The organism is Pseudomonas sp. A214, from assembly GCF_900156295.1.
In the GTDB taxonomy this organism is placed as follows: Bacteria; Pseudomonadota; Gammaproteobacteria; order Pseudomonadales; family Pseudomonadaceae; genus Aquipseudomonas; species Aquipseudomonas rhizophila.
In genome coordinates this window covers 18,548-39,093 of sequence record NZ_LT707062.1, presented here as the reverse complement: position 1 = coordinate 39,093, position 20,546 = coordinate 18,548, and the positions used below count along the sequence as shown (strand labels likewise).

Annotated in this window: 14 protein-coding genes and 1 pseudogene; 7 read left to right on the top strand and 8 right to left on the bottom strand. The window is 61.6% G+C overall.

Features of this window, described 5'->3' with window-relative positions; translation table 11 throughout:
- Positions 1-30: 30 nt before the first annotated feature.
- Positions 31-909 carry a 50S ribosomal protein L11 methyltransferase gene (gene prmA / locus BW979_RS00170; RefSeq protein WP_047227388.1) on the bottom strand — a complete coding sequence of 293 codons (879 nt, stop codon included), beginning with the start codon at positions 907-909 and terminating at the stop codon, positions 31-33.
- On the opposite strand from prmA, the gene BW979_RS00165 reads away from it, so the two are divergent.
- Positions 895-5,076 carry a dermonecrotic toxin domain-containing protein gene (locus BW979_RS00165; protein ID WP_231990600.1) on the top strand — a complete coding sequence of 1,394 codons (4,182 nt, stop codon included), beginning with the start codon at positions 895-897 and terminating at the stop codon, positions 5,074-5,076. The two genes, prmA and BW979_RS00165, sit on opposite strands and share 15 nt — an antisense overlap.
- Positions 5,077-5,157: 81 nt before the next feature.
- On the opposite strand, the gene accC is transcribed toward BW979_RS00165, so the two are convergent.
- The 5 genes and pseudogenes from accC to BW979_RS00140 all read right to left on the bottom strand — a co-directional run bounded on the left by accC (position 5,158) and on the right by BW979_RS00140 (position 11,710).
- The gene (accC, locus tag BW979_RS00160) at positions 5,158-6,513 is read right to left on the bottom strand and encodes an acetyl-CoA carboxylase biotin carboxylase subunit (RefSeq protein WP_047227390.1); all 1,356 of its coding nucleotides are present in this window, start codon (positions 6,511-6,513) and stop codon (positions 5,158-5,160) included.
- A gap of 17 nt (positions 6,514-6,530) precedes the next feature.
- Positions 6,531-6,992, bottom strand: a complete 462-nt coding sequence (gene accB / locus BW979_RS00155) for an acetyl-CoA carboxylase biotin carboxyl carrier protein (protein WP_047227391.1) — start codon at positions 6,990-6,992, stop codon at positions 6,531-6,533.
- A 48-nt stretch (positions 6,993-7,040) separates the two neighbouring features.
- Positions 7,041-7,493: a type II 3-dehydroquinate dehydratase gene (gene aroQ, locus BW979_RS00150; protein ID WP_018605716.1), complete on the bottom strand. Its 453-nt coding sequence runs from the start codon at positions 7,491-7,493 to the stop codon at positions 7,041-7,043.
- A 547-nt stretch (positions 7,494-8,040) separates the two neighbouring features.
- Positions 8,041-8,547, bottom strand: a pseudogene (locus BW979_RS28025) (methyl-accepting chemotaxis protein); the annotation flags it as partial.
- Between the two features lie 1,492 nt (positions 8,548-10,039).
- Positions 10,040-11,710 carry a diguanylate cyclase gene (locus BW979_RS00140; RefSeq protein WP_076382830.1) on the bottom strand — a complete coding sequence of 557 codons (1,671 nt, stop codon included), beginning with the start codon at positions 11,708-11,710 and terminating at the stop codon, positions 10,040-10,042.
- Between the two features lie 285 nt (positions 11,711-11,995).
- Between BW979_RS00140 and BW979_RS00135 the strand changes: the two genes are divergently transcribed.
- The 6 genes from BW979_RS00135 to BW979_RS00110 all read left to right on the top strand — a co-directional run bounded on the left by BW979_RS00135 (position 11,996) and on the right by BW979_RS00110 (position 18,649).
- Positions 11,996-13,063, top strand: coding sequence for a DUF2333 family protein (locus tag BW979_RS00135; protein ID WP_047227394.1), 1,068 nt, complete (start codon positions 11,996-11,998; stop codon positions 13,061-13,063).
- A gap of 3 nt (positions 13,064-13,066) precedes the next feature.
- Entirely contained in the window at positions 13,067-13,624 is a 558-nt protein-coding gene (locus tag BW979_RS00130) for an NUDIX hydrolase (RefSeq protein WP_076382828.1), read from the top strand.
- 171 nt (positions 13,625-13,795) lie between these two features.
- Positions 13,796-14,167, top strand: a complete 372-nt coding sequence (locus tag BW979_RS00125; RefSeq protein ID WP_047227396.1) for a translation initiation factor Sui1 — start codon at positions 13,796-13,798, stop codon at positions 14,165-14,167.
- 223 nt (positions 14,168-14,390) lie between these two features.
- On the top strand, positions 14,391-16,304 hold the full coding sequence (gene speA / locus BW979_RS00120; protein WP_047227397.1) for an arginine decarboxylase: 1,914 nt from the start codon (positions 14,391-14,393) through the stop codon (positions 16,302-16,304).
- 234 nt (positions 16,305-16,538) lie between these two features.
- Entirely contained in the window at positions 16,539-17,855 is a 1,317-nt protein-coding gene (locus tag BW979_RS00115; protein ID WP_076382826.1) for a type VI secretion system Vgr family protein, read from the top strand.
- On the top strand, positions 17,852-18,649 hold the full coding sequence (locus BW979_RS00110; protein WP_076382824.1) for a DUF4123 domain-containing protein: 798 nt from the start codon (positions 17,852-17,854) through the stop codon (positions 18,647-18,649). The genes BW979_RS00115 and BW979_RS00110 overlap by 4 nt, the downstream gene beginning before the upstream one ends.
- 5 nt (positions 18,650-18,654) lie before the next feature.
- On the opposite strand, the gene BW979_RS00105 is transcribed toward BW979_RS00110, so the two are convergent.
- Both BW979_RS00105 and BW979_RS00100 read right to left on the bottom strand, forming a co-directional pair.
- Positions 18,655-20,004, bottom strand: coding sequence for an MATE family efflux transporter (locus BW979_RS00105; protein WP_076382822.1), 1,350 nt, complete (start codon positions 20,002-20,004; stop codon positions 18,655-18,657).
- Between the two features lie 209 nt (positions 20,005-20,213).
- A complete protein-coding gene (locus tag BW979_RS00100) occupies positions 20,214-20,507 on the bottom strand; it encodes a hypothetical protein (protein WP_047227401.1) in 294 nt (97 codons plus the stop codon).
- Between the last annotated feature and the right edge of the window lie 39 nt (positions 20,508-20,546).

The following is a 20,546-nucleotide window of genomic DNA, read 5'->3' as shown; positions in this document are numbered from 1 at the left end:
GCGGCAATCCGGTTGATACAGGCGGCCATTCTAGCGCCGACGACCGGTGATGCGCACCCAGCCATCGCGATTGGCGATGGGGTCCAGATCAAAGTCCGCGGCATAGGCCGCAGCGACTTCTTCACCCTGTTCGGCCAGGATGCCCGACAGCGCCAGGCGTCCGCCCGGCTTGACCAGGCTCGACAACTGCGGCGCCAGGGACACCAGCGGACCGGCCAGGATGTTGGCCACCAGTACGTCGGCCTGAACCTGTGGCAGGTCTTGCGGCAAGTACAGGGGGAACAGCTCTGGGGCAATGTTGTTGCGCCCGGCGTTGTCGCGGGAGGCTTCCAGGGCCTGGACGTCGATGTCGGTGCCGACCGCTTCCTTGGCGCCCAACAGCAGCGCGGCAATGGCCAGGATCCCCGAGCCGCAGCCGAAGTCGAGCACGTTACAGTCTTTAAGGTCCTGGCCGTCGAGCCATTCCAGGCACAGCGCGGTGGTCGGGTGCGTGCCAGTGCCGAACGCCAGCCCTGGGTCCAGCAGCAGGTTCACCGCATCCGGCTGCGGCGCGGCATGCCAGCTCGGCACGATCCACAGGCGCTGACCGAAGCGCATCGGCTGGAAGTTATCCATCCAGCTGCGTTCCCAATCCTGGTCTTCGATCACTTCGCTGTGATGCTCGGGCAACGGGCTGCCGGTGAGCAGCTCCAGATGTGCCAGCACGCTGGCCGGCTCGGTGCCACCTTCGAAAAGGGCCAGCAGGTGAGTGTGGGACCATAACGGCGTGGTATTGAGTTCCGGCTCGAAGATCGGCTGGTCTTCGGCGTCCATGAAGGTTACCGATACGGCGCCTACTTCAAGAAACGCGTCTTCGTAGGTTTCGGCTTGTTCCGGGCTGATGGCCAGACGTACTTGCAGCCAAGGCATGGCGGGCACCTTTGGAAAAAAATCTACAGGAGGCAGCGCAGGGCTGCAAAGGCGCGCAGTGTACGCCAGGTCGCCATCAAAGTGGATAAGCGAGTCTCGTGCCGCCGGCGTGGTGTTTCGATATATATATGTATGACATGGGGGCAATGCAGGACGGATAAGGTGCGGGTCCACACAACAGGGAGGAATGTGATGGACAACACTGCCGAACGGCACAGCAACACGAGCGGCGCGGGGACGGTCTCTTCCCCGCAGGCGGAAACAGCACAAGTCATTCTGGAGAAGTTGGCACGTTGGCAGGCGGCTATCGACCAGCGATTACACGCTCAGATGCCCTTGCTGGAGGTGCTGGAAGAGTACCTGCTGGTCCAACTGCGCACCCATTATTACCAGGGCAACATCGATCCATACTTCATCGGCACCCTGCTCGATGCGGTGCTGCAACGGATGATCGACCAGACGCCGGTGGCTTTTGATGAAGAACAGGATGCTCCTTATCGCTGGCCCGGCGGGACTGATCCGGGGTTTGCGGCTGAGCGTCGGGAAGTCATCGTGCAGGTGGTGGAAGCAAGCGCTGCGGGCTTTACCCATCACTACAAAGACTATCTGCAACGTCACTGGCGCATGGCCGGGAGCGACGCCTCTCTTGAGGAGGTGATCAAACACAGGCTCGCTGAATACCTGGCCCGGATCGATAGGATTTTCCAGCCGGAGCAACTGGCGGGGGTGGACGTCGATGAGCTGAGGGAGAAGCTTGAAAACCTTCAGGCGCACTGGCGTCTCACTAACCAGATCACCTCGTTGGCAACCGCTCAGGAACGGCGGAGTCTTCAGGCAATCGCTGGGGGGCAATTGCCTGGCTGGCTGAAGGCGCTGAGTGAAGTCGAGCGTAAACAGTTGAAGGCTTTTGAGGCACGGACCTCGCAGGCGCAGGCGCTGGTGGATGAGCTGCTCGACGGCCTGGGCTCGCTGCAGGCGTTTGCCCGGCGGCTGGCCAGGGACTATGTCAGGCGTGAACTGGACATGGAAGTCGAGCCTGACGGCATTCGAGTGCAGTTGCAGTGGCGAGGGATCATTGACCAGCCGGTGCAGACCCATAGCCTGAGCGAATTGCTGGCGGCAGGTCCGATAAGATCGGACGCTATATCGGTGTTCCTGGTGGAAAATGGCGCCATGCTGCGCAACCAGCCTCTTTCGCCGGCGTTCATTACCCAACTGCTGGCAGACGTGGATGCCCCCGCTGGGTATGGGGCAGCATTGGTCAGCCAATATGGCCGGGCAGACCTGAAGGACGCCATGCTCGATTGGTTCGTGGCGCGCCTGGAGCAAAGCGCGTTCGTGGCACGTTGTGCGGGCCATTTGAAGGTGAGCCATCACGAGGCGCTCAAAACCTTATGGGCAAACGAGACGTCGGCGCAATCGGCCAGTGCCTGGCGTGTGGCCTGCCTTGCGCTTCCAAACGCACTGAAGTGTTCCGATCTTCTGTTGTTCTACCGCGAGGACCGGTCGGGCGAGGTCAGTGATCTGTTGTTGTACGCCCCCGGCAAGCCAGATGGGCAGGAGTGGATCGAGTTGCCCTCGCTTCGGTCCGTGAATGCAGAGATAGGCGCCTGGATTGAAAGCGAAGCGGGTCGCGAATACCTGTTGCAACAACTCTCTGCAGCCGGGCGTGATGTGGCTCGGGAGTACTTTGCCGGCGTGGCGGACAAGCCGACGGCATGGGATCTGAACAAAGACCTCAGGAGCACTGCGATGGCCTTCAAAGCCTGCCTTGAGGCGTCTGTTGCAATGGGCCTGGCCAACAACCTGGCGCAGGTTGAGCAGGACGAATCGCCCCGGTGGTACGCGGCCCTGCCGCTTGACTCCCGACGTATCATCAGCAGCTTGAGCCAGGAGCTCCTGGTTCATCAGCAGGTCTTCAACGAGCAGATCACCGGCTATGAGGTCTTTGTGGACTTCGCCAAACGTACCGTCACCCAAGCCATTGCACCGTACATGCGTAGCAAGGGGGTGCAGGAACCGGTCGATCCTGCCACGGTGCTCATCGACTACACACCCGGGCTGGCGAGTGGCAAGACCCAGGTTGCCAGCTTGCTGGAGCTGGCCATCCATGGGTATGACGACAACTCGGGCATCGACAACCCCAGAAAAGGCGTGCGGTCATCGATCGGGCAGGACCTGGGGCAGGTTCGCAGTGCGGAGCTGGCGACCTACATCCGGCGGGCCTACGTGGGCGAGCAGTATGCGCGGCAGATCCGCGCCAGGTTCCTTGATGCCAGCGCTGCCGAATACACCAAGCGGCGCAATGCCTACCGCAACCTGTTGCTGACCCGGATGGATCGCGACCTGCGGATCGCGACGGGCAAGTCCTTGTTGAACGCCCGTGAGTTCTGGTGGCTCACCCGGCAAATCACGCTGCTGAGTGAGTCGACGCCGGTGACCGGCTCAGTGAGTTCGCAGGCAGTGGTGCAGCGCGAAGGTCTGATCCGGTTTACCGTCGGCGGTCATGTGGTATTGGGCGTCTATGTCTTTGCCTACTTTGATCCCAAAGGCGCCTATTGGCTGTACACGCCCGACGCTCCCGACGGCGTCACATTTCGCCCATACCAGGACTTCCCCGGGGCGGTCGCCGCACGCCTGCGTGATTACGTACTGGAGCGGGTGGCCGTTGGTGCTCGTGCCGCGGTAAGGCGCTCGCTGACGGCTTTGGCGACCACGACCCGTGGCCTCGAAGTATTGCGCGAATTCAATCGGGTAATGGATATCTCGTCGCAGTTCGATGCCTACATCGAGCGTGCTGTCACGGACGTGGAAGATGTCACGAAAAGTCGCGGCGAGGTGATCAGGGATCAGGTGCTCAAGGGCCTGCTCTTCGCCTCCGCGCCGGTGTGCATGGTTTACCCGCCCTTTGCCCTGTTGCTGGATGCCGGCTTCATTGCCCTCAGTTCCAGGCAGGCGATCGAGGCGCATGGGCAGGGCGACACGGATCGCGCCCTCGGCCATTGGCTGCAAGCGACCTGGGGCGCGTTGTTCGGCATGCTTGGGGCAATGAGCATGACCCGGCTGCTCGGTCAGGCTGTCAGGAGTCTGAAGCTCGCCGTAAGGCCCATGTCCTTGGCCGCTCAGCGCCTGAGGCAGGTGACATCAGTCGCTGCCAGGGAGAGCGGGCCGCTGATCCAGCCGATCCGTTTCGATCCGAAACAGGCGGTCAGGGAAACGCCGAAGAATTTGCAGCAGGTGACCGAGGGGGCTTTCAAAGGCACCTATCTCAGCCCGTCCAGCGCTACGCAGCCGCGAAATGCTTTCTACATACTCGACAAGGGCAGGTACTACCAGGTGAGGGGGAATATCTACTTCGATGGTCTGTGCCTGGTGGATGCCCGTTATCCCGGCGCCTTTTACAAACCGCCTGTGTACAGGATGGCGAATGGCAAGTGGGCGCGTAAACCCGTTGGAATGAGTGGCGGCAATGATGATGTGCGTAACCTTGGGCGAGTGAGCGATCTTCGCGAAGCGTTTCCCGGGCATGTCTTCCCGGACGTGGCGCGGGGCGCGTTGCAGGGCGAGGCGGTGGTCGCCAGGTTCAGCGAGACGGCGGCAGACAACTATCTGTTCTCCCTGAACGCCCAGACATGCGTGATCGCTTCGTTGTACAACCCGACCACCAAGGTCGGGGCGGTCATTCATTTCGATCACAACATCCGCGCACTGATCGAGCGCAGTGTTCGCGAAGTGAAGCAGCGTTTGGGAGGGGCAGCGAAGGATATTCGCGCCATTCTGGTGGGCGGCGATTGGCTGACAGGCGCTGATATTGGCGAGCCGGTCAGATCGGTGATGAGGCGCCAGGGGCTGCAGCCAACCTGGGATCACTGGTCGTATTCTTCCTGCTTCGGTAATACCTATGGTGTGTCGCTGGATCTGCGCACTGGGGTGACGTCGGTGTTCAAGACATCACAGAGTCAGGTTGAGCGCTACTACATACCGGTGCTGGCGAGGGCGAAACAGAGTTCCGACCCGGTGTCGGTGCGTGCGCGTGGGTTCATGACGCGCTTGCGTAGTGAGCCGTTGGTAGCCAATGCCAACGGTAGCGTTCGCACCCAGCAGGGCAGGGCGGCGACGAGGGCGCAGATCGAAGCACAGGCACTCCCTACGGTAGCGCTGAGCTGAGTCATTCGCCGCCATTGTGAAAGGCAGGCAAAAAAAGACCCCGGCCAATGGACCGGGGTCTTTTTTACATCACTCGGGACATCAAGCCTGATCAGCCAGCTTGTGTTCCAGGTAATGGATGTTGACGCCACCTTTGCAGAAGCCTTCGTCGCGGACCAGGTCGCGGTGCAGCGGGATGTTGGTCTTGATCCCGTCCACCACGATTTCGTCCAGCGCATTGCGCATGCGCGCCATGGCTTCGTCACGGGTTGCGCCGTAGGTGATCAGCTTGCCGATCAACGAGTCATAGTTCGGCGGAACCGCATAACCGCTGTACAGGTGCGAGTCGACGCGAACGCCATTGCCGCCCGGAGCATGGAAATGCTTGACCGTGCCAGGGCTTGGCATGAAGGTTTTCGGGTCTTCGGCGTTGATCCGGCATTCCAGCGAGTGGCCGCGGATCACCACGTCATCCTGGGTGAACGACAGTTTGTTGCCGGCGGCGATGCTGAGCATCTCCTTGACGATGTCGATACCGGTGACCATTTCCGAAACCGGGTGCTCCACCTGAACACGGGTGTTCATTTCGATGAAGTAGAAACGACCGTTCTCGTAGAGGAACTCGAAGGTGCCGGCGCCGCGGTAGCCAATGTCGATGCAGGCCTTGACGCAGCGTGCCAGGACTTCCGCGCGAGCCTGCTCGTCGATGCCCGGTGCCGGTGCTTCTTCGAGGACCTTCTGGTGACGACGTTGCAGCGAGCAATCGCGGTCGCCTAGATGGATGGCCTGGCCCTGGCCGTCGGACAGCACCTGGACTTCGACGTGACGCGGGTTGGTCAGGAACTTTTCCAGATAGACCATCGGGTTGCCGAACGCCGCGCCCGCTTCGGAGCGGGTCAGTTTCGCCGAGGAAATCAGGTCTTCTTCCTTGTGTACCACACGCATGCCGCGACCACCGCCACCACCGGCAGCCTTGATGATCACCGGATAGCCGACTTCGCGGCCAATGCGCAGGGCGGTTTCTTCGTCTTCAGGCAGCGGGCCGTCGGAACCTGGAACGGTAGGTACGCCGGCGGCGATCATGGCATGCTTGGCCGATACCTTGTCGCCCATCAGGCGGATGGTGTCGGCTTTCGGACCAATGAAGGCAAAACCGGAGTTTTCGACCTGTTCGGCGAAGTCGGCGTTTTCCGCCAGGAAACCGTAGCCAGGGTGAATGGCGGTGGCGCCGGTCACTTCAGCGGCGGCGATGATCGCCGGGATGTGCAGGTAAGAGTGCGCAGCCGACGCCGGACCGATGCAGACGGATTCGTCCGCCAGGCCCAGGTGCATCAGTTCTTTGTCGGCCTTGGAGTAAACGGCGACGGTCTTGATGCCCATCTCTTTGCAGGCACGCAGAATCCGCAGGGCGATCTCACCGCGGTTAGCGATCAGAACTTTTTCCAACTTCGCAGTCATCAAAGGCTCTCCGCGGTTCAAACGATGGTGAACAGCGGTTGGTCGTACTCAACCGGCTGGCCGTCTTCAACGAGGATGGATTCGATCACACCGCTGGTTTCAGCTTCGATGTGGTTCATCATCTTCATGGCTTCGACGATGCACAGGGTGTCGCCTTTCTTCACGGTCTGGCCGACTTCAACGAAGGACGGCGAGGACGGGGAAGACTTGCGATAGAACGTGCCTACCATTGGCGAACGGGCAACGGTGCCGTTGAGCGTTGGCGCGGCAGGTGCTGCTGGAGCGGCGGCAACTGGCGCTGCTGCCGGAGCAGGCGCGGCGGCTGGGGCCTGCATCGGTGCCGGCGCGTAGAACTGCTGGGCCGGGGTCTTGCTGTGACGGCTGATGCGTACGGACTCTTCGCCTTCCTTGATCTCGAGCTCGTCGATGCCGGACTCTTCCAGCAATTCGATCAGTTTCTTAACTTTACGGATATCCATGAATCATCAACTCCCAAGGGTCGGTCAGGGGCGTTTAACGCTTGTTGTTCAAGCTGTTGCCTGTTTTTCAAGCTGCTCTAGGGCGGCCTCCAGAGCCAGTCGGTAACCGCTGGCGCCAAGGCCGCAGATCACTCCCACCGCTACATCGGAGAAGTAGGAGTGATGGCGGAAAGGTTCGCGTTTGTGCACGTTGGACAAATGCACTTCGATGAATGGGATGCTCACTGCCAGCAGCGCGTCACGTAATGCGACGCTTGTGTGCGTAAAAGCAGCGGGATTGATCAAAATGAAGTCCACACCTTCGCCACGCGCGGCATGGATGCGGTCGATCAATTCATATTCGGCGTTGCTTTGCAGGTAGAGCAAATGATGGCCGGCATTGCGGGCCCGCTGTTCCAGGTCCTGGTTGATCTGGGCCAGTGTCACGGCCCCGTAGACGCCCGGTTCGCGGGTGCCCAGCAGGTTCAGGTTGGGTCCGTGCAGGACCAATAGGGTCGCCATCTGCTGTTCCTTGTTATCTGTGAGCAGGTGTCAGAACCCGGCGACTATGCCGCAAAGCCTTTATGACTGTCCAGTTCTCTGCAATAGCCAGCACGATGACCGATGTTTGCGCGAAATTTGTGACCATGCTCCAAGATCCGGTCACCCGCCCCTGGGATGCCTGCGCTAAACCCTGTGGGAGCGAGCCTGCTCGCGATGGCGGCGATACATTCAACATTTCTGCAAGCTGACCCACTGCAATCGCGAGCAGGCTCGCTCCCACAGGGGGGCTGTGGTGAACATCAAGGTTGGGAACAACCCGAAACCCGCGTGGGAGCGAGCTTGCTCGCGATGGCGGCGGCACATTCAGCACTGATGCAAGCTGACCCACCGCTATCGCGAGCAAGCCCGCTCCCACAGGGATCTGTGGTGAACATCAATGTTGGGAATAACCCGAAACCCGCGTGGGAGCGAGCTTGCTCGCGATGGCGGCGATAGATTCAATATTTCTGCAAGCTGACCCACTGCAATCGCGAGCAGGCCCGCTCCCACAGGGGATCTGTGCTGCTTAAACCCGAAATGCCTGAACTGCCGTGTGCAAGCGCCCACCGAGCACCAGCAGGTTGTCGCCCTGTTCCCGCCCCTGACCAATGCGCAGCAGATTATCCCCACCCAGTTGATGAATCCGCTCACTGTGATCGCGGATTTCGCTGACGGCGCCGCTTTGTTGGGCGGTGACGTCGGCGATGCGCACTGCGGTTTCGGAAATGGTCTGGATGGCCCCGACGATTTTATCCAGTGCGCCGTCGGCCGCTTGTGCCTGGTTGGCGGTGGCTTCGGCGTGTTCGACCTGGGCGCGCATGCCGTCCACCGACTGGCGCGCGGCCAGTTGCAGGCGGGCGATCAGTTCCTGGATCTCGGCAGTGGCGCCCGCCGTGCGTTGGGCCAGGGAGCGGACTTCTTCGGCCACCACCGCGAAACCTCTTCCCATGTCTCCGGCGCGTGCGGCTTCGATGGCGGCGTTGAGGGCCAGCAGGTTGGTCTGATCGGCAATCGAGCGAATCACTGTCAGCACGCCGCCGATGGTGGCCGATTCCTCGGCCAGTTGTTCGATCATTTGTGCGTTGCCTTGCACTTCGCCCACCAGCGCATGCAGGCCGGTGAGGCTCAGGCCGATGACTTTCTGCCCTTGCTCCACAGCATGCCCGGCGCTACGGCTGGCGTCGGCGGCCTGGCTGGCGTCACCGGCCACTTGTTGAATGGTCGCTTCCAGTTCGCTGAGAGAGTCGCGGATCAGCGCCGTGTCACCGGCCTGGTGCTCGGCGCCGCTGTGCAATTCTCCACTCAGCTCGGCCAGTGCCCGGCTGCTGCCAGCGACCTGCTCGGCATTCAGGCGAATGGTGCCGACCAGATCCACCAGATACGCCCGCAAGCGATTGAGCGAGGCCTGGATGTCTTGTAACTCGCGGTTGCTGGCGCCCACATGAATGTCGCGGCTGAAATCCCCTTCGGCCCAAGTCGACAGGGCGGGTGCCAGATTCGTCAAAGTCCGGGCCAGGCGCCGCTGCAAGGTGTCGATGAGCAATGCGATCAGCAGGATCAGGCCGATCATCAATCCCTGAATCAGCCGAACTTCGCCCTGGATCTGGCCATGTTGGGCGCGAACCGCCGACTCCATGGCATCGATCGCCTGTTGCACATCGGCGATTTTCAAGTGTGTGGCGCTGCTCAGTTCTGTGCGCTTCTGGATCAATGCGCGAGTGCGCCCCAGTTCGGCAGGATAGCGGCCGAGCAGGCTGTTGAGTTCGCGCTTGAGGGCGATGCCGGCGTCTTCGGCGACGGTTTCTTCCTGGGTCTGCAAGCCCATCAGCGCAGCGAAATCATCGCCCTGCGCTTCGTTGCTGGCTGTCACGCCCAGCAGCGGCAGGCTGTCGAGGCTCTCGGCCTGTGTGCGGATGCTCTGCAGTTCCCGTTCGACATCGGCGGCCAATTCGCTGCGTCCGCTGCTGACCAGTTTGTCCCGGGCGAGGGACAGTCGGCCCAGATGTTGCGAAGCGGCGAACAACGGCGGCAGGTAGGCCGGGGCGCCATTGGCGTATTGCGCAAGGCGGTCCAGGCTCGCGCTCAGCTCCCGTTCGGCCTGCAACAGCAGGGCTTGCGGATCGCCCGCCAGCTTACCGGCGGCCAGCAGATCGGTCTTGCTGAAGCCGTCGAGGCTGGACAGGCTTGGGCGCAAGCTCTTGGCCAGTTCGGGCGGAAATAGGTCCAGGTCCTTTTGCAAGGTATCAATGGACTGGGTCGCTGCGCTGAGGCGCAAGGCGTCGCCGCTGGCCAGGTAATCTTCGATGTTGCGCGCCACCTCGCCCTGGAACTGCCGCGACAGGCTCAGGTAGCGCTCCATCAACAGATAGGGGCGCTCCAGGGCGATTTGCGACCACCACAGGGTGCAAGCCAGGCCAAGGCACACGGCAACTAAAAGAAGGGTATTGAGATTGGTCAGCAGCTTCAGGCGCATCAAGGGTCTACCAAGGGCAGAATCGTAAGTGCTTGAAGTTATTGCGTTTGGGTTACAGGTTTATGACTGAATCGGTGGATTCCGATGAAAAGGTGGCACTTTGCTTTGACTGCCGCGCGCTTTGTACCCGATTGCGCCCTGCGTGCTTGGCGCGGTACAGCGCTTCGTCCGCCTGGCTGGCCATCATCAGGCTGTCGGACTCTTCGCTCATCTGCACCACGCCCGCGCTGAAGGTGCACCACAGGTCCTGGGGCTGCGCCGGGTAGTGAATTTCGGCAAAACGCTGGCGGATTTCATCCAGTACCTTGTAGGCCGCATCGATATCCGTGTCCGGCATGACGATGGCGAACTCTTCACCGCCGTAACGGCCGATGAAGTCGGTCTTGCGCAGACGCTGCTTGAGAAACAGCGCCAGGCTTTTGATCACCCGGTCGCCCATGGGGTGGCCGTGGCTGTCGTTGACCCGTTTGAAATGGTCGATGTCCAGCATGGCAAAGCTCAACGGCTTGCCTTCGCGGCGAGCGCGGAAGCAGCAGTCTTCGAGCAATTGCAGGATATGGGTGTGGTTGTAAAGACCGGTGAGGCTGTCGCGGACCATCCGCGCCTTGAGGTTGCGCGCCCGGGCCGCGCGATTGCGCACGGTGGTGATCAGGTGCCGGGGTTTGATCGGTTTGGTCAGGAAGTCGTCGCCGCCTTCACTCATGGCGTCGAGCTGTTTGTCCAGGTCGTCTTCGGCGGACAGGTAAATGATCGGCACGCTGACATAGCGGTCATTGTGGCGGATCACCTTCGCCAGCTCCGTGCCGGTGCAGGCGGGCATGTACATGTCGAGGATGATCAGATCAGGCTGGAAATCCGCCAGCTCGGCCATGGCCTGGATCGGTTCGATCAGCGTGCGGGTGACGATACCGGCGCTGTTGAGCAGGCGCTCGGTGTGCAGGGCCTGGGCACGGGAGTCATCAATGATCAGCACTTTGTAGGGTTCGTACTGGGCAACGCAGGTCAGCACTTCGATCTTTTCCAGCAGGCTCGAAGCTTCCAGGGTGCCGGTGAGGAACTCCTGCCCGCCGGCGCGCACCGCCGCCAGGCGTGTCGGCGTGTCGGTTTCCAGCAGGCTGAAGAACAAGAGCGGCAACGGCTGCTCCAGACCTTCCTGGGCTTCGGCGGCCAGTTTCAGGCCGATGCCGGGGCCGCTGAAGTCCACGTCCATGACAATCGCGGCCGGCAGGCGCTCGACCATCGAAGCCCGAAACGCCGCCACGCTGTCGAGCGCCTGGGCGCTGAGGCCGAAGAACTCCAACTGCTTGGCCAGCCGCTCGGCGCGGTCATGGTCCTGCAACATCACGTAGATGGGTTTGCGCAGCGGCGGCAGGAAGGTCTGTTCGAGCTGATCGCCATGGCGCAGGCCGGTGCGGGACAGGCGCTGCATCAGTCGATTGATTTCAGTGATCAGGTGGCTGCTCAGACGCCCGCGATTGGCTTCCACCGCTTGCAGCGATTGACTGATGCCCTGGGCGAGCTGGCAATGCTCCGGTTGCTCGAAGCGCTCGGCAAAGCGCAGCAGACGCAGGTTGGCTTCGCTGAGCTCCGACAGGTCGATGCCTGACCATTCACTGCGTTGCAGGCGCTGCCAGATCTCCAGGATCTGACGAGCCTGGTGAATTACCCGCTGGGCAAAGTGGTGCTTGAGGCGCTCACGGCTGGGGTCTTCTGGCTCGGTCATATCCTGACTACTAGTTAGGGTGCATGCTGAGATCGACTGGTGGCTCTATGCTAGCACCTCTTTTCATTCGCATGAGTGTCATACGTCAATAATCTGTCTTGGGAGGGTATTCAGTTTATGACCGGTCAGTTTCGTAGGCTGGTGACAGCGCTTCCTTTATAGTGGCCGTTCGATTGCCCTGTCGTGGTCGGCATGATTTGCGCCGCATTATCGCGTTTCAAATCAGGCACGATGGCGTAGGGTTGTGGTCGAACCGTGAACTCAAGTGATTGAAGGGACATCGCCATGCTGGACTGGAAAAACCGCGCGGGCAGCGCGCCTGAACGTGCCGCCGAGCCGAAATCGGCCACCCGCAGCTACCTGGGTGGGCTTTTTTTCAGCCGGGCACTGGCCACCCTGGTCGGCCTGTACTTGCTGGTGACCATTGCCGTCGGCTGGTACTGGAGCCAGGAGCCCGCCCTGTTCCCCGTGCAGCAGAACGCCCAGGCGGCCGCGGAGAAGGAAGGCCGGCAAATGGTGATCGGCTACACCACCGTCGAGACCCTCAAGACCGTGGCCGAAACGCTGCTGACCAAGCCAGGTGGCTACATTTCCAACGACCGGTTCCCGCCGGGCCTGTGGATGGACAACATGCCGAGCTGGGAATATGGCGTGCTGGTGCAGGTACGCGACCTGAGCCGCGCTCTGCGCAAGGACTTCGCCCGATCCCAGTCCCAGTCCGCCGAGGACGCCGACCTGGCCAAGGCCGAGCCGCGCTTCAACTTCGATAACCGCAGCTGGGTGCTGCCCTCCAGTGAGTCGGAGTACCAGGAAGGCATCACTCTGCTGAGCCGCTATCAGGCGCGCCTGTCCGATCCGAACCAGAAAAGCGCGCTGTTCTATGCCCGCGCCGATAACCTGAATAATTGGCTGGGCGATGTCGGCACTCGTCTGGGTTCGCTGTCCCAGCGCCTGTCGGCCAGCGTGGGCCGGGTCAAGCTCAACACCTCGCTGAAAACCGAAGTCACGGCCCCGGGCCAGGTACCGCAAGTGGACGAGGAGGTGGTCGAAACCCCGTGGATGCAAATCGACAACGTGTTCTACGAAGCTCGCGGCCAGGCCTGGGCGCTGTCGCATTTGCTGCGCGCAATCGAAGTGGATTTCGCCGATGTGCTGGCAAAGAAAAACGCCACGGTCAGCGTGCGGCAGATCATTCGTGAACTCGAAGCCTCCCAGGAGCCGGTCTGGAGCCCGATGATCCTCAATGGCAGCGGCTTCGGTGTATTGGCGAACCATTCGCTGGTGATGGCCAACTACATTTCCCGCGCCAACGCGGCGGTGATCGACTTGCGGCAACTGCTGAACCAGGGCTGACAGATGGAAGAAAGTCCGCGGGAGGTCGCTCATCGAGTGGCCTCGGATGCCGAGCTTATCGCTTGGGTCGATAAAGACGACAACCTGCTTGGCAGCCTGGTGCGTTCGGACCTGCGTGAGCGCGGTCTGATCGGGCGCGGCACCTACATCATGCTGTTCAACTCGGCCGGTGAGTTGTGCGTTCATCGGCGGACCCTGAGCAAGGCAATCTATCCGGGTTTCTGGGACGTGGCGGCCGGCGGGATGGTGCAGGCCAACGAGACCTATGCCGAGTCGGCGGCTCGAGAGCTGGCGGAAGAGTTGGGCGTGAGCGGCGTCGAACTGACGGCCCATGACCATTTTTATTTCGAAGACAGCGGCAGTCGCCTGTGGTGCTCGGCGTTCTCGGCCGTGTGGGACGGGCCGCTGATTCTGCAACCTGAAGAGGTACTCGAGGCGCGTTTCCTGGCGGTCGACCAGGTGCTCGATGAAATCCAGCACAAGCCTTACTGCCCGGACTCTCTGGCGGCACTGGAGCGCTATTTGCGAGCCCATGGCGATGATGTCGCAAAGAAGCGCTAAATTGGCGCCGATTGGCCCTTAGCAAGTTAGCTTTTTGCCGTTACACTGCGCGACTTTTCAAGCTGAATCGCTGTCTGCGATCCAGTAGCGCTGCCCCTGCCTGAGTGGGGCTTCGCGGTCGGGGCACTTACTTTTGCCCGGCCAGTCTTTGTCCTCCCAAGAGGATTGCCGGTGGCCAAAAAAGCCGCATCCTTCGCCGCCTTGGGCGGCCTGGTATTTTCTACCGACGCCGGTCGTCATTGCCCTGATTGCCGCCAGCCGGTGGATGCCTGCATCTGCAAACAGACCACCATCCCGGAAGGTGACGGTATCGCTCGCGTGCGCCGTGAAAGCAAAGGTCGCGGCGGCAAGACGGTGACCACGATCACTGGCGTGCCGCTGGCCGAGGACGCGCTCAAGGAACTGGCCACCACGTTGAAGAAACGCTGTGGCACCGGTGGTGCTTTGAAAGACGGCATCATCGAGATCCAGGGCGATCACGTCGAGCTGCTGCTGGCGGAACTGACCCGACACGGCTTCAAGGCGAAAAAGTCCGGCGGCTAGCAGCCTCTGTGAAAACCACCCTCGGCTTGATTCGAACCCTTTCTACGAAGCACGGTTCGAAGTCGCCCACATGGTTTTCACAGAGCCTGTTCTGAACGGGTTTCTAAACTCAGCGCTGTGAGCAGGGTCTACCTTGCTTACAGGCAAATCGTCATTTCCATTCTCTAGACTGCTCCAGCCTCCTACCGGATGGTGCATTTTGACTTCTTTATAGGGGACTTCGATGTCCGTACGACGCACACGCAAAGACGATGGCAGCCAATGGACAGTTGCGGACAGCCGCAGTGTTTACGGGATCCGCCATTGGGGGGCCGGGTATTTCGCGATCAATGACGCCGGTCGCGTCGAAGTCCGTCCGAACGGTCCAGGCAGTTCGCCCATCGACCTGTTCGAGCAAGTCGACCAGTTGCGCCAGAGCGGCCTGTCGCTGCCCTTGCTGGTGCGCTTCCCCGACATCCTGCAAGACCGCGTGCGCCAGCTCACCGGAGCGTTCGACAGCAACATCGCGCGCCTGGAATACCAGAGCCAGTACACCGCGCTCTATCCGATCAAGGTCAACCAGCAGGAAGCGGTGATCGAAAACATCATCGCCACCCAGAACGTTTCCATCGGTCTTGAGGCCGGCTCCAAGCCCGAGCTGCTGGCGGTGCTGGCCCTGGCGCCCAAGGGCGGGACTATCGTCTGCAACGGTTACAAGGACCGCGAGTTCATTCGCCTGGCGCTGATGGGCCAGAAACTGGGCCATAACGTCTTCATCGTGATCGAGAAAGAATCCGAAGTCGGCCTGGTGATCGAAGAAGCCGCGTCGCTCAAGGTCAAGCCACAGGTCGGCCTGCGGGTACGCCTGTCGTCCCTGGCGTCGAGCAAGTGGGCCGATACCGGTGGCGAAAAGTCCAAGTTCGGCTTGTCTGCCGCGCAACTGCTGTCGGTGGTCGAGCGCTTCCGCGCCGCTGGCCTGGATCAGGGCATCCGCCTGCTGCATTTCCACATGGGCTCGCAGATCGCCAACCTGGCGGACTACCAGCATGGCTTCAAGGAAGCGATCCGCTACTACGGTGAGCTGCGCAACCTCGGCCTGCCGGTGGATCACATCGATGTTGGCGGTGGCCTGGGCGTGGACTACGACGGTACGCACTCGCGCAATGCCAGTTCGATCAACTACGACATGGACGATTACGCCGGTGTCGTGGTTGGCATGCTCAAGGAGTTCTGCGATGCCCAGAGCCTGCCGCATCCGCACATCTTCTCGGAAAGTGGTCGCTCCCTGACCGCCCACCACGCGATGCTGGTGGTGCAGGTGACCGACGTCGAGAAGCACCACGACGACGTGCCGGTGATCGAAAACAAGGAAAGCCTGCCGGAGACCGTGCAGTGGCTGGTTGACCTGCTGGGCCCGACCGATATCGAGATGGTCACCGAGACCTACTGGCGCGCCACCCACTACATGAGTGACGTGGCCGCCCAGTACGCCGACGGCAAGCTGACCCTGGCGGAAAAAGCCCTGGCCGAGCAGTGCTACTTCGCGGTGTGCCGTCGCCTGCATAACTCGTTGAAGGCCCGCCAGCGCTCCCACCGTCAGGTGCTGGATGAGCTCAACGACAAGCTCGCCGACAAGTACATCTGCAACTTCTCGGTGTTCCAGAGCCTGCCGGACACCTGGGCCATCGGTCAGGTGCTGCCGATCCTGCCGCTGCATCGCCTCGATGAAGAGCCGTTGCGCCGCGCCGTGCTGCAAGACCTGACCTGCGACTCCGACGGCAAGATCAAGCAGTACGTCGACGAGCAGAGCATCGAAACCAGCCTGCCGGTGCATTCCCTCAATCCGGGCGAAGATTACCTGTTGGGCATCTTCCTGGTGGGTGCCTACCAGGAAATCCTTGGCGACATGCACAACCTGTTCGGTGACACCGACTCGGTGAACATCTACCAGAATGCCGACGGCAGCGTGTACCACGCCGGTATCGAAACCCACGACACCATCGAAGACATGCTGCGCTACGTGCACCTGTCGCCGGAGGAGTTGATGACCCACTACCGCGACAAATGCGCCAGCGCCCGTATCAGCGCCGCCGAACGCACCCAGTTCCTGGATGCCCTGCGCCTGGGGTTGACGCGGTCGTCCTACCTGTCTTCCTGATGGCGGCCTGAACGCCCTCCGGGACTGTCAGAAAATACACCGTGTGCTGCGGGTTTTTTCGGATAGTCCCGGAGGGCGTTTTTATTTGTGCCGCTGTTATTTCCGAACACTGGTGCATTTAACCGGTGGTGTCCTTATTTCGTGTAGTCCCTTTCCTAACTTGTACTTGGGCTCTCTACTCGGCCATGGCTCTCAGCGAGAATCCTCAGCCGCCCCTCCTGTAGAGAAACGCCGATGTCCGATCCAGCCAGCGAGCCGTCATTTCGTCTGGAGATAGCCGGTCTGCCCGAATCCTTTGTTGTCGTGGCCTTCACGGGCAGCGAAGCCATCAGCGAACCCTTTGTCTTTGATGTGGAGTTGTTGATCGGCGATACGCCCCTGGACCTTGCCGGGTTGCTCTACCGCAGCGTCTGGTTGAGTTTCGACGCTGGAGGGCGGGGCATCCATGGGCAGATTCACGAGCTTGTCCAGCATCGTCAGGGCGCTGCTTGCCGGGTACGCATCGGGCCGAAGCTGGCGTGCCTGGCGCAACGATTCAGCCAGCGGGTGTTCAGTGCCCGCTCAGTGCCGCAAATCATTCGCCAGGTGCTCAAGGCCCACGGCATTGCCGGACGCCAGGTGTGCCTGGCTTTGAGTGGTGATTATCCGCTGCGCGATTTCTGTACCCAATATCGGGAGTCAGATCTGCAATTTCTCCAACGCGTGTGCGCCGAGGCGGGCATTTACTTCCATTTCGAGCAGGCTCGGGATGGGCATTGTCTGGTTTTTGCTGACAGCACGGACGATTCCCTGCCCGATGGCGAGACGCTTTACAGGCTCGAGGGAACGGCTCCGGCGGTGCGCAACTGGCGTGTACAAAGCGATGTTTCGGGGGAGCAGGTAGCCTTGGGCCGCAGCGATCTGATGGGGCTGCATTGTGGCCGGACGCTGTCGCTGGCAGGGCACCCTGTCGAAGGCTGGAACCAGCCCTGGCTGTTGACGAAAGTCGAGCATCGCGCGCAGGCCGGCGTATATGGCAACCATTTTCGCGCCATTCCTGCGGGATGGCCGTTCGTGGCGACCGGGGTTGCGGCAAAACCTCGCATGCTGAGTCGGCAGCGCGGCTGGGTGGTCACGGTCGATGAGCCGCAGATGCAGGTGGCGGGGCGAGTGGCGGTGCAGTTCGACTGGGTCTATCAGGGGGAGGGAGCCAGTCCCAGTCATTGCTGGCTGCCGTTGGCCCCTGAGCTGGCCGCTTGGGGGCACGCCATTGGCAAGGGTACCGAGGTGCTGGTGAGTTTTATCGAGGGCGACCCGGACCGTCCATTGATCAGCGCATTGCTCGACGCGCCGGCATCTCGGGAAGACGCGGATGAATCCCCCCTGAGTGAAACGTCCCAACCAGTCCATGAGGGCTCTGGCTTCGACCCGCTTCTGTTGGCGGCGATCCAGAGTGCCGAGCCGTTGGTGTTGTTGTGTCTGTTGCCCGGAGGCGGCAGCTTCAACCCCTGTAGCCAGCCGTTGTGCACCTGCCGCATGCTCACGCAGCTTGGCGCGGGCGCTGCTCCATGAGTGCTGCCGCCATGTCTGCATCAGCGCCGCAATGGCTGCTGCTCGACGTACCCGGTGCGCCGGACACCGCGCAGCGTTTGCAGGAGCAGTTCGCCGAGATCCGGCGCTTTGCCTTGTTCGAAGGCACCGAATTGCACGGGCTGAGGGAGCATGGTCCGTTGCTGGTGGATTTGCAGCAATCGCCGGCACTGGCCAGCCTGTGTCACCTGGATGCCGGCGCCTGGCCGGGGCTGTTGTTGGTCAGCGGAGCGTCAGAGGCGCAATTACTGGCGCATCTGCGGCGCATGTTGACGGTGACGTTAGGCCTGCATCACAAGGCCTTGCTGAACTATTACAACCCTCACACGGCCAGTTATTTCTTCGACGGTTGCGATCCTCGGGAACTCACTTGCTGGCTGGGGCCGATCAGCCTGGTGCGCTGGTTCGGCGGGACCTGGGGCGACAGGACCATCGGCAGCCAAGGCTGGCAGCAACTCTGCAATCCGGGGCTGGCAGTACCGGCACTGGAAAATGAACACAGTCTCAGCCATTGGCAGCAGAGTCAGTTGCAGCGATGTCTGCTGGAACGCCACGTCTGGCAGTGGTCTTGTTCTACCGGACGGGATTTCCGCCTGCTCTGGGAGGACTTGCAGCAAGGGCTGACCCTGGGGTTCACCGAACGACCGGTACTCGACGACTGGTTATGGCTGCGCCTGCAGTACCCCAATGCCCGACCCGTGCCGGGGCTCAAAGGCGGTTCGCAGCGCGAACGCCTGGATCACCTGCGGCGGCTGTGGCAGGACAATCAAGGTTGAAAAGGTCAATGGGCGCCGGCACCGAACCAGCTATCGCGCTGTTGCATGCGCCAGGCGAAAGCACCCAGGGTCAGGCTGCGCAAAGCCATGAACAGCAGGAAAGTGATCCACAGCCCGTGGTTGCCCAGCGCTTGCAGTACCCAGGCAAACGGCGACACCAGCAACAGGGTCAACAGCATGCCGTTGCGCATTTCCCTGGCACGAGTGGCGCCGATGAACAGGCCATCGAGCAAATAACTCCAGACCGCAATCAACGGCAGCGCTGCCAGGTAAGGCAGGTAGCGGTAAGCGGTGTCGCGCACGTCCGGAATATCGGTCTGCATATCGATGAACAGGTGGCCGGCGAGCAGAAACAGCAGGGCAAACCCTACGCTGGCAATCAATGACCATCCGCAGGCCACCACCAGCGAGCGGCGCAGGGCCAGGCGGTCGCGGGCGCCGATGGCGTGACCGCACAGCGCTTCGACGGCATGGGCCAGACCGTCCAGGGCGTGGGCTGTCAGCAGCAGACCATTGAGCAGCAGCGCGTTGGCTGCCACGGTCGCATCCCCCAGACGCGCGCCTTGCACCGTGATCAGGAAGAACACCGCTTGCAGCGCCAGGCTGCGAATGAAAATGTCCCGGTTCACCGCCAGCAACGGACGCCAGCTTTGCCACACCCCCAGGGCCGCCCAGGCGATCTGCCCCGGCCAGGCCCGCAGCGTGTCGCGCGCCAGGATCAGACCGACCAGGGCGCCGGTCCACTCGGCAATCACCGACGCCCGGGCCGAACCGGTCACGCCCCAGTCCAGGCCGATCACGAACCACAGGTTCAGGGCGATGTTCACCAGGTTGGTCACCAGCAGGATCGCCAACGGCGCCCGGGCATTCTGAGCACCGAGAAACCAGCCCACCAGCGCATAACTGGCCAGCGCCGCTGGCAAGCCAAACAGCCGGGTGTGGAAAAAGTCCCCGGTCAGCAGCTCAAGCTCGGCGGATGGCTGCATGAAATGCAACGCCACGCCACTCAACGGCACGCCGACCGCCCCCAGCACCAGCGCCAACCCCATCGCCAGCAGCAGACCTTGCAGCAGCACCTGCCGCAACGCCGCTCCATCCCCACGCCCGGCTGCCTGGGCGGCGAACCCGGTGGTGCCCATGCGCAAGAAACCCATGGCCCAGGCCAGCACCGTATACAAACTCGCCCCGACCGCCACCGCGCCTAACTGATGGGCATGGGGCAAGTGGCCGATGACGGTGCTGTCCACCAGCGCCACCAGCGGCACGGAAATGTTCGAGAGAATCATCGGCGCGGCCAGCGCCCATACCCGGCGGTGGGTAAGACGGTCGCGCCAGTCGGTGATCAGGTTGGACATGCGAGCTCCTTGGCGGAGCGCGATTGTAGCGGGTTCTAGCATGATCGTTCTCATGCTCCGCGTGGGAATGCCTCTAGGGACGCTCCACGTTCGATCTCAAAAAACTCTGTGGGAGCAAGGCTTGCCCGCGATGAAGATGACGCGGTCTTTCAGGGCGCCGAGGCGCCTGTATCGCGAGCAAGCTTTGCTCCCACACAGTGCTCTCGGCCCTAGTGAATGATCCAGCTCAACAACCACAACCCCAGCACCAACCAGATAATGCCCAGGATGATCGATGCCCGCATGAAGGCGCGGATTGCCGAGTACAGCAGCATGAGCCCGAGGATCAGCGCAATGATGCTGATGATCGAGGTGTCCATGCCCAGTGTGCGCGACAGGCCATCGACAAAGTTGCCGCCAGCATTGGCCAGGGTGTTGAACAGGCCGCTGAGCAGGTCGACGATAAACCGGATCACCGAACCGAGCGCCTGGCCGAGCCATTCGAAAAAGCTTTCTACCTGCATGTGTACATCCTGATGAGAGAGATCGGAATCGAGCCTTGG